This is a genomic window from Paenibacillus sp. J22FR21, assembly GCF_056269135.1.
In genome coordinates this window covers 153382-168342 of record NZ_JBWDNJ010000006.1, presented here as the reverse complement: position 1 = coordinate 168342, position 14961 = coordinate 153382, and the positions used below count along the sequence as shown (strand labels likewise).

General features: G+C 54.0%; 14 protein-coding genes and 1 riboswitch. Of the genes, 13 read left to right on the top strand and 1 reads right to left on the bottom strand.

Features of this window, described 5'->3' with window-relative positions; translation table 11 throughout:
* Nucleotides 1-18: 18 nt before the first annotated feature.
* A complete protein-coding gene (locus AC0YNS_RS21745) occupies nucleotides 19-165 on the bottom strand; it encodes a hypothetical protein (RefSeq protein ID WP_177186699.1) in 147 nt (48 codons plus the stop codon).
* A 235-nt stretch (nucleotides 166-400) separates the two neighbouring features.
* Between AC0YNS_RS21745 and ychF the strand changes: the two genes are divergently transcribed.
* The 13 genes from ychF to upp all read left to right on the top strand — a co-directional run bounded on the left by ychF (nucleotide 401) and on the right by upp (nucleotide 14924).
* The gene (ychF, locus tag AC0YNS_RS21740; RefSeq protein WP_475783061.1) at nucleotides 401-1501 is read left to right on the top strand and encodes a redox-regulated ATPase YchF; all 1101 of its coding nucleotides are present in this window, start codon (nucleotides 401-403) and stop codon (nucleotides 1499-1501) included.
* A 175-nt stretch (nucleotides 1502-1676) separates the two neighbouring features.
* A complete protein-coding gene (prfA, locus tag AC0YNS_RS21735; RefSeq protein WP_475783060.1) occupies nucleotides 1677-2750 on the top strand; it encodes a peptide chain release factor 1 in 1074 nt (357 codons plus the stop codon).
* 314 nt (nucleotides 2751-3064) lie between these two features.
* The gene (locus AC0YNS_RS21730; protein WP_475783059.1) at nucleotides 3065-4108 is read left to right on the top strand and encodes a N5-glutamine methyltransferase family protein; all 1044 of its coding nucleotides are present in this window, start codon (nucleotides 3065-3067) and stop codon (nucleotides 4106-4108) included.
* 573 nt (nucleotides 4109-4681) lie between these two features.
* Nucleotides 4682-5410, top strand: a complete 729-nt coding sequence (gene spoIIR / locus AC0YNS_RS21725; protein ID WP_475783058.1) for a stage II sporulation protein R — start codon at nucleotides 4682-4684, stop codon at nucleotides 5408-5410.
* A gap of 91 nt (nucleotides 5411-5501) precedes the next feature.
* On the top strand, nucleotides 5502-6668 hold the full coding sequence (locus AC0YNS_RS21720) for an L-threonylcarbamoyladenylate synthase (protein ID WP_475783317.1): 1167 nt from the start codon (nucleotides 5502-5504) through the stop codon (nucleotides 6666-6668).
* Nucleotides 6669-6885: 217 nt separating this feature from the next.
* Nucleotides 6886-7446: a manganese efflux pump MntP gene (locus AC0YNS_RS21715; RefSeq protein WP_475783057.1), complete on the top strand. Its 561-nt coding sequence runs from the start codon at nucleotides 6886-6888 to the stop codon at nucleotides 7444-7446.
* Between the two features lie 161 nt (nucleotides 7447-7607).
* Nucleotides 7608-8183 (top strand): low molecular weight protein arginine phosphatase, encoded by a 576-nt coding sequence (locus AC0YNS_RS21710; RefSeq protein WP_475783056.1) that lies wholly within the window; start codon nucleotides 7608-7610, stop codon nucleotides 8181-8183.
* A gap of 139 nt (nucleotides 8184-8322) precedes the next feature.
* Nucleotides 8323-8405: riboswitch (ZMP/ZTP riboswitch) on the top strand.
* A 117-nt stretch (nucleotides 8406-8522) separates the two neighbouring features.
* Nucleotides 8523-8990, top strand: a complete 468-nt coding sequence (gene rpiB, locus AC0YNS_RS21705) for a ribose 5-phosphate isomerase B (protein WP_475783055.1) — start codon at nucleotides 8523-8525, stop codon at nucleotides 8988-8990.
* Nucleotides 8991-9005: 15 nt separating this feature from the next.
* Nucleotides 9006-9620: a TIGR01440 family protein gene (locus AC0YNS_RS21700; protein WP_475783054.1), complete on the top strand. Its 615-nt coding sequence runs from the start codon at nucleotides 9006-9008 to the stop codon at nucleotides 9618-9620.
* 37 nt (nucleotides 9621-9657) lie between these two features.
* On the top strand, nucleotides 9658-10905 hold the full coding sequence (locus AC0YNS_RS21695; protein ID WP_475783053.1) for a serine hydroxymethyltransferase: 1248 nt from the start codon (nucleotides 9658-9660) through the stop codon (nucleotides 10903-10905).
* 786 nt (nucleotides 10906-11691) lie between these two features.
* Nucleotides 11692-12483 carry a sugar phosphate isomerase/epimerase family protein gene (locus AC0YNS_RS21690; RefSeq protein ID WP_475783052.1) on the top strand — a complete coding sequence of 264 codons (792 nt, stop codon included), beginning with the start codon at nucleotides 11692-11694 and terminating at the stop codon, nucleotides 12481-12483.
* Nucleotides 12484-12985: 502 nt separating this feature from the next.
* Nucleotides 12986-14083, top strand: coding sequence for a glycine-rich domain-containing protein (locus tag AC0YNS_RS21685; RefSeq protein WP_475783051.1), 1098 nt, complete (start codon nucleotides 12986-12988; stop codon nucleotides 14081-14083).
* A 211-nt stretch (nucleotides 14084-14294) separates the two neighbouring features.
* A complete protein-coding gene (upp, locus tag AC0YNS_RS21680; RefSeq protein WP_475783050.1) occupies nucleotides 14295-14924 on the top strand; it encodes a uracil phosphoribosyltransferase in 630 nt (209 codons plus the stop codon).
* The last annotated feature ends 37 nt before the right edge of the window (nucleotides 14925-14961 follow it).

Genomic DNA, 14961 nt, shown 5'->3' with positions numbered 1-14961 from the left:
AGGGTCCGCGAGACCGGCTTACTTATCGGTTTTCTTCTTCACGTGGTTGAAGTTAGTGATGGACTTGGCATCCTCAATGGTATCGTTGACGAAGGCCATATCCTGATTCTTGGCATGCATCTTGGTGGTGCCTTTGTAATTGCCTTTATGCGTTTGGTTTTCCATGTCGGTTCACCTCCGAAGGATGGTCGCACATGAGGTAGTATGTTCGGATTGAGGGGGTGGCATGCGGGATGTTGACGAACGTTTGGAAGCCGAACAATTTCTCCAGTATTAGCTGATTAACGTGGAAAATCAAACATTTGCATGCTGGGAATCCGCGGAGTCTCCTTTTTTATTTCCCCCCCTTCATGTATAATGTCATGAGATTGTTTAATACGGAACAGGGGTGTCTTCATACATGGCTTTGAAAGCTGGAATCGTCGGTTTGCCGAACGTAGGCAAATCCACTTTATTTAATGCAATAACGCAAGCGGGCGCGGAATCCGCGAACTATCCGTTCTGTACGATTGACCCGAACGTAGGCGTCGTTGAAGTACCGGATGTGCGTCTTGATAAATTGACGGAGCTGGTTGTCCCGAACAAAACCGTTCCGACTGCTTTTGAATTCATCGATATTGCAGGTATTGTGAAAGGCGCGAGCAAGGGCGAAGGCCTCGGCAACAAGTTTCTTGCGCACATCCGCGAAGTTGATGCGATCGTACACGTCGTTCGCTGCTTCCAAGATGACAACATCACGCATGTATCCGGTAAAGTCGATCCAATCGGCGATATCAACACGATCAACCTGGAGTTGATTTTGGCGGATATCGATTCCGTTGACCGCAAGATCGAGCGTTCCCGCAAAAACCTTAAAGGCGGCGACAAGAAGGTCGTGCAAGAGGTAGAAACGCTTGAACGAATTAAAGAAGCGTTGTACAACGATCAACCGGCGCGCAGCCTGGACCTCTCCGAGGATGAGAAAGCGCTTGTTCGCGATCTTCACCTGCTGACGATGAAACCGATCTTGTACGCAGCCAACGTTAGCGAAGGCGAAGCGGCAAACTCCGATGGCAACCAATACGTGGAATTGGTACGTGAATTCGCGAAAGCAGAAGGCGCGGAAGTAGTGCCGATCAGCGCGAAAGTAGAATCCGAAATCGCTGAGCTTGAAGGCGAAGACAAAGAAATGTTCCTAGAGGAGCTTGGCCTCACGGAATCCGGCCTTAACCGCCTGATCCGCGCAGCATACAAGCTGCTTGGACTGTACACTTACTTTACGGCAGGCGTGCAAGAAGTGCGTGCTTGGACGATTCGTAAAGGGATGAAGGCACCGCAAGCGGCCGGCGTTATTCATACGGATTTTGAGCGCGGCTTTATCCGTGCTGAGGTTGTTTCCTATGACGATCTGATGGCGGCAGGTTCCATGAATGCCGCGAAGGAAAAAGGACAGCTTCGCCTTGAAGGTAAAGAATACGTGGTGCAAGACGGCGACGTTATGCATTTCCGTTTCAACGTTTAGCGATTGAATGGTTGGTTTTAGGGCCCGAAATTCTCGGGTCCTTTTGCTATGTCTTGCGGCAGTTGTACTAAAGTCGGCAAATTCTCCAAAATTGTCACGTTTATGGTTTGTAGTGCGTTATGTTATACTAAAGGAACAATCAATTGGATTTATTCTAAAGTAGAGGTGAATGACAGTGTTGGACCGTTTACAGGCACTCGCTGACCGGTATGAGAAATTGAGCGAGCTGTTGTGCGATCCGGATGTGGCTAGCGATCCGAAGAAGCTGCGCGACTACTCCAAGGAGCAGTCGGACTTGCAAGCTCCTTATGAGGCATATACGGAATATAAGCAAGTTTCCGAGCAGCTTGATGATGCAAAAGTAATGCAGAACGAGAAGCTTGATGATGAAATGCGTGAGATGGTGAAGATGGAAGTCGATGAGCTGAGCACGCGCCAGGCTGAGCTTGAAGAACATATTCATGTTCTCCTGCTGCCTAAAGACCCGAATGACGATAAGAACGTTATCGTTGAGATTCGCGGCGCTGCCGGCGGCGACGAAGCGGCCTTGTTCGCATCGGATTTGTACCGGATGTATATGAAATTTGCGGATACTCAAGGCTGGCGCGTAGAGCTTCTTGAATTCAGCGAGAGCGATCTTGGCGGCTTCAAAGAGGTTATCTTCATGGTAACCGGCAAAGGCGCATACAGTAAGCTGAAATTCGAGAGCGGCGCGCACCGCGTTCAGCGGATTCCGGTAACGGAGTCCGGCGGCCGGATTCACACGTCGACATCAACGGTTGCAGTTATGCCTGAGGTTGAAGAGGTCGAGATTGAAATCCTCGATAAAGATATTCGGGTCGATACGTTCTGCTCCAGCGGTGCAGGCGGTCAGTCCGTTAATACAACCAAATCAGCGGTTCGAGTGCTTCACGTTCCGACGGGCATCATGGCTCAGTGTCAGGATGGGAAGTCGCAGAACGAGAACAAAGCGAAGGCGCTTCAAGTTCTTCGTGCGCGGATTTCGGATATCAAGCGTCAAGAAGAAGAAGCCAAGTATGCCGGCGAACGCAAGAGCAAAGTCGGTACAGGCGACCGCAGCGAGCGGATTCGGACCTACAACTACCCGCAAAGCCGGGTAACGGATCACCGTATCGGCCTTACGCTGCACAAGCTCGATTCCGTATTGAACGGCGATATGGGAGAAATCATCAATGCGCTGACCTTAACGGCTCAGACGGAATTGATGGAACGCGAGAATTTGGTTTAAGAGTTCGGTGAAATAGCAATCTTAGAGCGAATTATAGATGGAGTAAACGGGAGCGGCCTAGGCTGCTCCCGTTTGTGTAGCTTGGAGATGTGGGACCTCGAAAGAATGATGCGAGTGGAGCTTGAAGGAACGAAGTAAGCGAACTTTGAGAGAAGAAGCGAACCTCGAGAGAGGAAATCGAACTTCGAGAGAAGCAGCGAACTTGTGTAGAGATTATAAAGTTTGAGAATAAGGGAGTGCTTGTTGTGGTGGAAAATGGTCAAGCTGGAGGAGTTAGCGGAAGCGGGGTGCACCTTACAATTGGGGAAGTCTGCGTGCGTGCGACGAAGATGCTGGAAGCCCGTGGCGTCAGCGAACCTCGCAATAATGCGGAGCTGCTGCTGCTGCATGTGCTCGGAATAGAGCGGGCGGCGCTGATTCGCGATTGGCGAGACCCTTTTCCGCAGCAGCACGCGGCAGAATGGGAAGCGCTGCTTGCCCGCAAAGCAGCCGGCGAGCCGGTGCAGTATTTAATCGGCGAGCAGTGGTTCTACGGCTTGCCGTATCTTGTCACGCCCGCGGTGCTCATCCCGCGACCGGAGACGGAGCTGCTGGTTGAAGCCGTACTGGAAGCGGCGGATAAACTGTGGCCGGAAGCTGCGGGCGAGGGCGATGCAGGAAGTGAAGGAGCAGCGGCGAGTGGTAGTGCGCCTGTAAGCGAAGGCGCGGGAGTGAGCGGCGAGGCGGTAAAAGAAGGCGGGGAAGTGAGTGGCAAGGCTGTAAAAGAAGGTGAAGCAGCGAGTAGGGCGAGTGTCGTCATGGGGCCGACAGTGGTTGATGTCGGCACAGGCAGCGGCGCCATTGGCGTGACGCTGGCAACGCTGCGTCCGCAGTGGCGCGTATGCGCGTCCGATCTGTCGCCGGACGCGCTCGCTGTCGCCCGAACGAATGCGGAACGCCAAGGCGCAGCGGCGCGCATGACGTTCGTGCAGGGCGACCTGCTCGGGCCGTTCGCGCAGACGCGGCCCGAGGAGCCTGGAGTCGACGCGAATGGCGGCGTGGCCGGCCTGCGCATCGACGTGCTGGTCTCGAACCCGCCGTATATTCCGGCGGGTGACATTGCCGGCTTGCAGCCGGAAGTGCGCGATCATGAACCGCGTCTTGCTCTCGATGGCGGCGATGACGGCCTGACGCCGTATCGGCGCATGGCCGAGCAGCTCATGCAGCTGTCCGCGCTGCCGCGCATCGTCGGCTTCGAGCTCGGCATGGGCCAAGCCGAAGCGGTCGCCGACCTGCTCCGCGGCATCGGCGCTTGGCGCGAGGTGCGCATCATCGACGACTATGCAGGCATTGGCCGACATGTGCTGGCGGTGGAATAGCCTTTGTTGTTGCGGTGAGAATCGCGCTTTCTATGGGGCTGAGAGATCGGAAATCGAACTCTCAGTATGACGATCAGCGGAAGCAGCTTCTAGTTGGAGCTGAGAGTACAAAAATCCGACTCTCAGCAGTGAACTAGCGTGTATATTTGCCTGAGAGTTCCGAAATTGAGCTCTCAGGCTTTTTGTTGGCCGTTTTGAAGGTTGAAATGGCGAAAACAGAACAGGTGCAGGCTCCAGAAAACGTTAGAATTAGCGACTATGCCGCTAAAGAGGACCAAACTAGCTAGTTTCCACCATTCTTAAGCGGCTATTCCGCTTACAGTTGTTCAATCCCAAGAGTGTTTTCTAAACGCCAACATGTTCCGCCTATAATAGCCGATTTTACGCACTCGAAACTACTCCAACTAACATACATGAGCCAAGTTACATGAGGCGCTGTTTCTCTTTTACTCTACGAAACTTTTTAAGAGGATTGATAGGTTTAGAGAGCCGCCGCGAGGGACATAATGGGGATATGATCGTTCCGGAACGCAAGCCGATGCACCGACGGGTGCCACAAAGGAGCTTGTCGTTATGATTCGCACTTATTCCCGTTTTCCTTATCGTCCGATTTATGGGTATGTCCTTCTTATCGCCGCAGTATTGCTTATGAGCTGGGAAAGTCAACGTGCCGATGCGGCGATTGCCGGCGGCGGCATTCCGTCTGAATCTATTCGTCTACGTATTCTAGCGAATTCCGACAGCGCGTCCGATCAAGCGGTAAAACGTGAGGTTCGTGATGCCATCGTAGCGGAAATGAACAACTGGGTGGCTGGTCCGCAAACAATCGAGGAAGCGCGTGCCACAATCCGCAATCATATGAGCGACATCGAAGGCATTATTTCGGCCGAACTCAGCTCGCGCGGTTTTCACTATGGATTCCAAGCGGAACTCGGCCAAGTGCCGTTTCCAACTAAAATATATGGCACGCAAGTGTACCCTGCCGGTAACTACGAAGCGCTTCGCATCACGCTCGGTGCTGGTGCCGGACAAAACTGGTGGTGCGTACTGTTCCCGCCGCTCTGCTTCGTGGATGCTGTGAGTGGGGAAGCGTCAACTCCGGCGGTAGCTGCAACAGCAAGTGTAAGTGCCAAAGCAGACAACGATGCAAAAGTAACCTCAGTCGCGGCAGATGCTCCTGCCCAAGATAAAGCTTCCGATCAAGATGTTCAAGCAGGTGAAGCGAAGCAGCCGGAAGTGAAGTTTTTTCTGTGGGAAATCATCAAGTCGATCTTGAGCTTCTTCCGCAGCCTCTTTAGCTAACAATTAATAAAGCTCAATCGCGCACCTCGCGATTGGGCTTTTATTGTATGGGAGAGGGCTGTTTGGATGGCGCTTGGCGGCGTATGGTATAATGGGGCAAAACAAAGCAGAAGCTGGGGATACGACATTGACCATCCATCTACGAAAAACATTACTCTGGGAAGTGGACAGCCACCACCCGCGTGACGGTGAACTTAACGAGGCTGCAGCTTTGCTGCGAGAAGGCGGGACCGTTGCTTTTCCGACTGAAACGGTCTACGGGCTAGGGGCGGATGCGAGGAGTACGGCAGCGGTTGAACGGATTTTTGAGGCAAAAGGGCGCCCCTCCGACAATCCGCTAATCGTTCATATCTCGGATCGCAAGCAGCTGGAGGAGCTGACACTTCCGCTGGAAGGAGAATCGTCCATGCTCGCTGAGCGGCTCATGGATCGTTTCTGGCCGGGGCCGCTGACGATTGTGCTGCCGGTGAAGCCTGGGGCTGTTTCGCCACGGGTTACAGCCGGACTTGCTACCGTTGCGGTGCGGATGCCTGCTCATCCTGTGGCGCTGCAGCTTATTGCTGCTTCGGGTTGTCCGCTGGCGGCACCAAGCGCGAATCGCTCCGGCCGTCCGAGTCCGACACTGGCCTCCCATGTGCGAGATGACCTGAGCGGCCTGATCGACGGTATTGTCGACGGCGGCGCTGCAGGTGTAGGCCTTGAATCGACCGTCGTCGAGGTTGACGGCGATCTTGTGCGGATCTTGCGCCCCGGCGGCGTGACGGCCGAAGCACTGCGCGAGGTTGCGGCGCAGGTCGATTTCGACGCGGTTGCCGCGCCGGGCGCCGGCATGGAGGCAGCCGCTGCTGCGCCATCAGCGGCGGAAGCTCGCGCTGCGGAAGCGCAGGCGCCGCGCTCGCCCGGCATGAAATATGCGCATTACGCCCCGCAGGGGCTGATGCACTTGGTCAAAGGCGACGCTGACGCCGTCTCCGCCTATATTCAGGCGGAGGCCAGCGCAGCGAAAGCGCGCGGCGAGCGCACAGGCGTGCTCGCCTTCGCCGAGCATGCTGCTCGGTACGACGCCGACTGCGTGCTCGTCGTCGGCAGCCTGGCGCAGCTGGAAACGGCTGCGCACGGCCTCTATAATGCGCTGCGCGAGTTCGACAATCGCGGCGTACAGCGCATTTGGGCCGAGACCTGCTCGGAGCAGGGGATCGGCCATGCGCTCATGAACCGCTTATCCAAAGCGGCCGGCCACGCGGTGGTCCACGTCTAGCGACGGCGCTTGCCGTGCTCCAGCTACGCGGTTGCTCTCACCGCGCCGGGCCTAGCGAATCCGCGCGCACCAAGCGCCACCGGTCCAGCCTTAACCGCATCACCCCGCCGCAGCCCGTGCCACCGGCCCTTTCGCGCGCCTAGCGCCTCCCCAAGGTCATCTTTCCAATCTTGTCCGCATATGCTTGTGGAGAGGTTGCGGACAAGGAGAGGATGAAATGGTTGAGGCGGGCATGCATGCCGGACAATTGCTGACGCTGCTGATCATTGCTGTGGCACTAGGGATGGATGCTTTTTCGCTGGGTATCGGCATTGGGCTCAAAGGCATTCGGCTGCAGGATATAGCAAAGCTTAGCGCGATCATTGCGCTTTTTCACATGATCATGCCGCTCATGGGCATTTTCACGGGTAAATATGTAAGTACGCTGCTTGGCGGCGTTGCGACGACTGCGGCAGGTGCGCTGCTGCTGCTGCTCGGCGGCCATATGATCTACAGCTCGCTGCGCGGCGACGCCGTAGAGTCGATCGACTATCGCAGTTCATGGGGGATGCTGCTGTTCGCGTTAGGCGTGAGCGTGGATTCCTTTTCCGTCGGCATCTCTCTTGGCATGTTCGATACGGACATGCTGCTGACCGTACTGCTGTTCGGCGTTGCCGGAGGGATGATGTCCGTATTTGGACTGCTGCTCGGTCGTAAGGTGGGGACAAGTCTCGGCGGGTACGGGGAAGCGTGCGGCGGCGTCATCTTATTTACATTCGGCTTGCTGTTCCTGTTCTGACCTTCCGGCACACGCACGCTTACGAATCATACAGCGATTCGTTAGCGCGAAACGAAATACGGCATAGCAATCTTGCGTCAGCATCATTTTCTTCACCAATTCACCAATTCACCAGTTCACCATATCCCAAACCACACCTACGAAGAGGAGCGAAATCAATCGTGAAACGGATTCTATTCGTGTGCACCGGCAATACTTGCCGTTCACCAATGGCTGAAGCGCTGCTTCGGGCGATGTCCCAGCAAAGGGGCATGCAGCTCGATATTCGTTCCGCAGGCGTGTCCACGATCGATGGACTGCCTGTTTCCAATCATGCACGGACAGCGCTGTCCAATCGTGATATCGCGCACAACGGCACCTCAAAAGCGCTCGAAGGCGGCTCGATTGCGTGGGCTGATCTTATATTGACGATGACTGCCAGCCATAAGAGGCAGCTGCTGCAGCATTTTCCGGCTGCGGTGGACAAGACGCATACGCTGCTCGAGTTCGTGAATACGGACCCCAAGGTGCTCTCGGACATCGCCGAACTGGAAGGGCTCTATTCGACCTGGCAGATCAAGCAAGCGCTGGGCCAGCCGCTGACTCCGCAGGAGCGGTCCAAGCTCTTAGAGCTGGAGCGGCAAATTCCCAGCTTCGATGTGGAAGATCCTTTCGGCGGATCGCTGGCCATGTATGAGCAGAGTGCGACCCAAATCGAAGCGGCGCTGGGCCGTCTCCTGGACCGACTGAAGGGATAAGTTTGATATTATTTCTGTAAATTTCCCTCTCTTTTCTTTGCGCCACAGAGAGTGCTTCCAAAGGATGGCAGATGCCGTTTCTTGCCGGCAACGATTGATTTTGAGGCCGAAATCCGTTATGATAAAAGCAACTAAAGACGGTTTCCGATGTAACTGGCGACGAAAGTGGGTTAAACCACGGTGGAGCATCGGATCATACGGCCGGTCGCCTGGGCAAAGAGCAGCGTGCATTATGCATGCTTGCTCTTTTTTCGTCTTTTTCGGCGAAATCAGGTATACTAATGCCATTGTGAATCGACAATTTCCGCCATGTGCGGTTCTATTGGGAGGAAAATGGATATGAAAATCGCCATCGGCGCAGACCACGCGGGCTACCGCTTGAAAGATGAGCTAGTTCCGTTTATCAAATCGCTTGGTCACGAGATTGAGGACGTTGGCTGCGATTGCGACCAGTCCGTAGACTACCCGGATTATGCTCTTCCTGTTGCGGAGCTTGTTGCACAAGGCAAGGCAGAGCGCGGCATTCTCATCTGCGGCACTGGAATCGGCATGTCCATCGCGGCTAACAAAGTCAAAGGCATTCGCTGCGCGCTCGTGCACGATATGTTCTCGGCCAAAGCAACCCGCGAGCACAACGATACCAATGTACTGGCCATGGGTGAGCGCGTTATTGGTCCCGGCGTGGCCCAAGAGATTATCCGGATTTGGCTCGAGACCCCGTTCTCTAGTGGCGAGCGTCATATCGGCCGTGTGAACAAAGTAATGAAGCTTGAAGCAGACTTCGCCGATGCGGCGAAATCTGAGTAAGGGGCGTACCCGGCGATGAGCGACCAAGACCACGGAATAAACAGCATGGATTCGGCAAAGCTGACCAAGGATGTAGAAACCATAGTCCGCGAGCTTGCAGCCGCGTCCGGCATTCGCCAAGGACAGCTGCTCGTAATCGGCGTGTCTACCAGCGAGGTGCTCGGACAGCGGATCGGTACATCAGGCACGATAGAAACGGCAGCTGCGATCTATGCGGGGGTCGAGAAGGTGCGTCAAGACTTGCAGTTTTATCCGGTTTATCAGTGCTGCGAACATCTCAACAGGGCCCTTGTCATGGAACGGGAAGCTGCCGAGCGGTATGGCTTAGATCTCGTTTCGGCAATCCCTGTGCGCAAAGCCGGCGGTTCGATGGCAGCCTACGCGTTCCAAACGCTGCAGGATGCCGTGCTGACCGAGACGGTTCAGGCACATGCGGGCATCGATATCGGCGACACCTTCATCGGCATGCACTTGAAGCGTGTTGCGGTACCGGTGCGACCAACGATTCGAGCAATCGGATCCGCGCATTTAACGATGGCTTACACCCGTCCGAAGCTAATTGGCGGGGAACGTGCGGTTTACACGCGAGAAGCGGCTGGCCCGGCAACATCTGCTGGCACTTGCGACTAACGAATATACTTATTTATCTTGAGGAGGACTCATCAACATGGAAAACCTACGTAAACAAGATCCGGAAATCCTGAAAGCCCTAGGCCTGGAACTTCAGCGCCAACGCGACAACATCGAGCTTATCGCATCCGAGAACATCGTTTCCGAAGCGGTATTGGAAGCAATGGGCACTGTGCTGACGAACAAATACGCAGAAGGCTACCCGGGCAAACGTTACTACGGCGGCTGTGAGCATGTCGATATCGCGGAAGATATCGCACGCAACCGTGCCAAAGAATTGTTCGGTGCCGAGCACGCGAACGTTCAGCCTCACTCCGGTGCACAAGCGAACATGGCTGTTTACCTGGCAGCTCTAAACCCGGGCGACACGGTTCTTGGTATGAACCTGGCGCATGGCGGTCACTTGACGCACGGCAGCCCGGTTAATGCATCCGGTCTTCTGTACAACTTCGTGGCCTACGGCGTTAACGAAGAAACATTTACAATCGACTATGCAGAAGTGCGCAAGCTGGCGTTCAAACACCGTCCGCGCATGATCGTTGCAGGCGCATCGGCTTACCCGCGCATCATCGATTTTGAAGAAATGGGCCGTATTGCTAACGACGTAGGCGCATTGCTCTTCGTTGACATGGCGCACATCGCAGGTCTGGTAGCTGCTGGCTTGCACCCAAGCCCGGTTCCACATGCACACTTTGTAACAACAACTACGCACAAAACGCTTCGCGGACCTCGCGGCGGTATGATCCTTTGCCGCAAAGCATGGGCGCAAGCGATCGATAAAGCAGTATTCCCGGGTTCCCAAGGCGGACCTCTGATGCACATTATCGCGGCAAAAGCAGTAGCTTTCGGCGAAGCGCTTCAGCCTTCGTTCAAAGAATACGGCAAGAACGTTGTCGACAACGCAAAAGCGCTTGCTGACGCTCTTATTGAGAAAGGCATCAACATCGTTTCCGGCGGTACCGACAACCACTTGATGCTGATCGACCTTCGCAACCTGAACATCACAGGTAAAGATGCGGAGCACGTTCTGGATTCCGTTCAAATCACAGTCAACAAAAACGCGATTCCGTTCGATCCAACGAGCCCGTTCATCACAAGCGGTATCCGTATCGGTACGCCTGCAGCGACATCGCGCGGCATGGGCGTAGACGCAATGGCTACAATCGCAGAAGTCATCGCCATGACGCTCAAGAATCCGAAGGACGAGTCCGTTCTGGAGAAAGCACGCGGTATGGTAAGCGACCTCGTGTCGCAATACCCGCTTTACCCGGGCATGACTTACTAATATCGACTTGGCAAAATCACAAAAAGGTGGCAAAGGGTTCATCCCTATGCCACCTTTTTGTGCGTTCCGTGGGGTTCAGTCCTGTGCCGCCTTTTTGCGTTCAGCACCATGCATGCCGCGGAGCCGGAATCATTAGTCAGGTGAGAGGGGAGCGCTGCTGCACTCCTGCCACCGCACGTTCAACTCTAACGAACCGTAGAGGTCTTATTTCGCCGTTTTCCCCCGATTTAAAATTCTAACGAACCGCACAGGTCTTATATCACCTCAATCATGCTCGATACCGCCATTTCCGACGAAATAAGCCCCCTGTGGTTCGTTAGAATTTTAGAAGACCCTATTTCCGCAAAATAAGACCTGTACGGTTCGTTAGCGAGAGTGAAATTGAGAGTGGGAGTGGAGGTGAGGTGAGGTGAGGGTACGAGTGAGTAACCACAGCAACTAGCTTGCCAACACCGCCGCCTGATACACAATTTCCCCGCTCGAACCCCTTGCTCATTTTCCTAACTGTCGCTCCTGCTACACCACAACTCATCGCCCCAACTATCGCGATCCGCAGTCCCGCCGCATACTGTTCCATCTGTAGCAACCCGCAGTCCCGCTGCTCGATCTCTGTCCTGCTACTGCCCTGCCGACCATGCAAATTACTCACACTAATCATCTAGCTTTTGTCGATTAATTTATGTTGCAATCGCTTTCTTTCTGGTTATATAGTGGGAGTGCGGGTAATCCGAAACGTTTCGGAATGGCTAGCCATAATAGGATGAAGACGAAGGAGTCGAACCGAACATGAAACTTGGAATCATTGCAGATTATCGTGCTGAAAGCTTCGATTATGCGGCCAATCTCGGCTTGGCCTTTTTAGAGTTTTGCGTCAATGTGGGCACTCCTGCTGCTACCTTCACGGACCTTGTGCCGGAGCTGAAAGCCGCGAGTGAGCGGACCGGCGTAGCTGTTGCATCGATCGGACGTTGGGGCCCTGATCGGATCAATAAGGATGGCAGCATCAACGAAGAGGAACTGAAGGCATCACAAGCACTTATCGATGCTTGCCAAGAGCTTGGTTGTCCGGTATTTGTAGGCGGCTGCAACTACATCGAAGAGCTCTCCTATTACGAGAACATCACAGCGGCGATTAACTACTTCACCGTCCTGATTGAATATGGCAAAACGCGCGGAATCACCATTGCGACGTACAACTGCCACTGGAACAATTACATTGTGGACGATGCAGCGTGGAAGCTCATTCACGGCCATTTGCCGGAGCTTGGCATCAAATACGATCCTTCGCATGCCCGATATGCCGGACAAGATTATTTGAAAGAAATCGTGGATTGGGGCTCGCGCATCAAGCATATCCACATCAAAGGCTCCGTCATCATTGACGGCAAACGTTTCGATGATCCGCCGGCAGGCATGGATCAGACAGATTGGGGAACGTTCATGGCGATCCTCTATGGGAGTGGCTACCAAGGCGGCTTGAGCATCGAACCGCATTCCCACACATGGACGGGCGAGCTCGGCGACAAAGGCGTTCAGTTCACAATCGACTACTTTAACCGCCTGCTGCTCCGCGGGTAATCCTACGAAAAGATGGCATTCGGCTCGACCGGATGCCATCTTTTTTATTTGCTCGGCAGTTCCTTGTGATGGATATACCGCTGATCTGGAACGAGGTGGACGATATATTGCCCAATATGCAACATTATGTGGATTTAATAGTCTCATAGAGGAAAATGATGCTGAGATTACAACATTCTTGCTTCAAACAGCCGATTAAGGGCCAATCCCCATTGGAATGTTGCATTTCGCGCAACATAAGGTAGAGAGTGCCCATTGGGAGGAGAGAGATGTTGCCATTCTAGCAACATTTACTCGTTACCATCCTATTAACACGTTACCATCATATTAGCCGCCACCCACAAACCATTCCCACATGCGACCTGCAACAGCTTCTTTTTCACGCTTACCTCGCTCAACCAACCGATTAATTTTCCTGAATTTAGCGAAAAATAATCAGCGCATCTGCCTCGGCATGATATGATGACCCTATATCCCTAACAAAGGCGGTGAGCCTCGACGTATGAGCATATTTGGAGTTTTTTTCATAATTATCTTGGTGTTTATCGTGGTGAAGCTGTTCCAATCCCGAGGTACTCAGCAGCAGTCTCGAGCAGGCGGCTTCCATGCAGGCAGTGGCCGTCGAAACGTCATGCCGACGCGTAAGCCACCGGAATACCTCGGCGTACCCGAGGGGCATCCGGCACGTTCCGCTGCCGAGCGGCTCGAGGCTGCGCTGTCGCAGGACTTCGAAGCGCGCGTGAAAGACCGCGTAATGAAACGCACGCCAAGCATGCGTGAGGGCGAATGGCAATGGCAGTGGTTTGAGCTGAAGCGTTATTTTCTCATGTGCGGGGTGCTTCGGAACGTACCGATGTACAGCGTGCGCGTAGATGAGGTTTGGCATGAAATGCTGATGTTCACCCGGGAGTATGAGCAGTTCTGCAAGCAGTTTTGCGGAGGGACGATTCATCATGCCCCGCATGGTCCGGATGCGAAGCCTGCACAGGGCGAACGAGCCTGGTTCGATTGGATCTACGGTGAGCTGTTTCTTCCTGTACCGGTGAGCGGACAGCTATGGGGCGCGTTTTATCGGACACCGCTGCCGCATGAGTTGATGTATGAGCTGGAAACGAGCGACTCCGATGACTTGCGCAGCAAACGATTCAACGAGAAGGCAGCAGCGCAATTTGATGATTTGAATGCAACCATCGATTACTTAATTGATCGTGGCGGCAAGCTCGCGTCCGCTAAGGAACAGCCGATTTACAAAGATAACCGTGTCATGGACTCCTCCGACATGATGACGACCGGAGTGCTCTCCGGGATGTTTTTCTACTCTTCATTCGGGCCGATCGACAACTTTCATAATCAGATGGATGAGAGTCAAACCGAGGAACAACGTAACGCGAACGGCGACGGCAGCGGTGGGACTACCCCGATTTGCAGCAACGACGACGATAGGGGCTCCTCTGACTATAATGACGGCGGCAATAATGATGCCGGCAATGGTGATTCCGGCAACGGAGGATTCGATGGCGGTGGCAGCAATTGTTCAGGTGGTAGTGGCGACTCGGGAGGCGGTTCGTCCTGTGGAAGCAGCTGCGGCGGCAGCAGCTAAGCTTGTAATTACGCTCACTCCCATGTTCACATTCACGCGCACGTCCGCGTTCCCGTCCATTTTCTCGCTCACGCTCTCGTCCACGTAATTCAAGCCCCTTTCGGGTATACTTTGCATGTGTTTCTTGCTTTGCATGGCCCACATAGCACATTGATGCGCCGAATGTTATAATAGTCAGTTGAAGAAGCATTTCAGGAGGATGAATAGAACTATGGGCAATCTCACAATATGTGACCATCCGCTAATCCAGCATAAGCTGACCTTTATTCGCGACAAAGATACGAAAACCAAGGATTTCCGCGAATTAGTCGATGAAGTCGCCACGATGATGGCATATGAAATTACGAGAGATTTACCGCTTGAAACGACTACAGTCACAACGCCGGTCATTGAAGCGACAAGCAAAATCGTCTCCGGACGCATGGTTGGCCTTATTCCAATACTGCGCGCAGGACTCGGTATGGTGGAAGGGATGCTTAAGTTGATTCCTTCGGCTAAAGTCGGCCACATCGGGCTGTTCCGTAATCCGGAAACACTCGAGCCGGTGGAGTATTACGTCAACCTGCCTGCTGATGCTACAGAGCGTCAGTTAATCGTTATTGATCCGATGCTCGCTACGGGCGGATCGGCGAACGCAGCTATTCAAGCGCTCAAGACACGCGGCTGCACGCAAATCAAGCTAATGTGTCTCATCGCGGCACCGGAAGGTGTTGCTGCTGTACAGAAGGCGCATCCGGAAGTCGATATTTTCCTTGCTTCGCTGGACAGTCATCTTAACGATCACGGCTATATCGTACCAGGTCTGGGCGACGCCGGTGACCGTATGTTTGGCACCAAATAATCAAGCGTCTGCAACTTGGGGCTCTATTTGCTACGCT

Bases quoted from the DNA above. Each gene is read 5' to 3' on its own strand.
- AC0YNS_RS21745 (WP_177186699.1), bottom strand. From the start codon at position 165: ATGGAAAACCAAACGCATAAAGGCAATTACAAAGGCACCACCAAGATG.
- ychF (WP_475783061.1), top strand. From the start codon at position 401: ATGGCTTTGAAAGCTGGAATCGTCGGTTTGCCGAACGTAGGCAAATCC.
- spoIIR (WP_475783058.1), top strand. From the start codon at position 4,682: ATGATTCGCACTTATTCCCGTTTTCCTTATCGTCCGATTTATGGGTAT.
- AC0YNS_RS21720 (WP_475783317.1), top strand. From the start codon at position 5,502: ATGGGGCAAAACAAAGCAGAAGCTGGGGATACGACATTGACCATCCAT.
- AC0YNS_RS21715 (WP_475783057.1), top strand. From the start codon at position 6,886: ATGGTTGAGGCGGGCATGCATGCCGGACAATTGCTGACGCTGCTGATC.
- rpiB (WP_475783055.1), top strand. From the start codon at position 8,523: ATGAAAATCGCCATCGGCGCAGACCACGCGGGCTACCGCTTGAAAGAT.
- AC0YNS_RS21700 (WP_475783054.1), top strand. From the start codon at position 9,006: ATGAGCGACCAAGACCACGGAATAAACAGCATGGATTCGGCAAAGCTG.
- AC0YNS_RS21695 (WP_475783053.1), top strand. From the start codon at position 9,658: ATGGAAAACCTACGTAAACAAGATCCGGAAATCCTGAAAGCCCTAGGC.
- AC0YNS_RS21690 (WP_475783052.1), top strand. From the start codon at position 11,692: ATGAAACTTGGAATCATTGCAGATTATCGTGCTGAAAGCTTCGATTAT.
- AC0YNS_RS21685 (WP_475783051.1), top strand. From the start codon at position 12,986: ATGAGCATATTTGGAGTTTTTTTCATAATTATCTTGGTGTTTATCGTG.
- upp (WP_475783050.1), top strand. From the start codon at position 14,295: ATGGGCAATCTCACAATATGTGACCATCCGCTAATCCAGCATAAGCTG.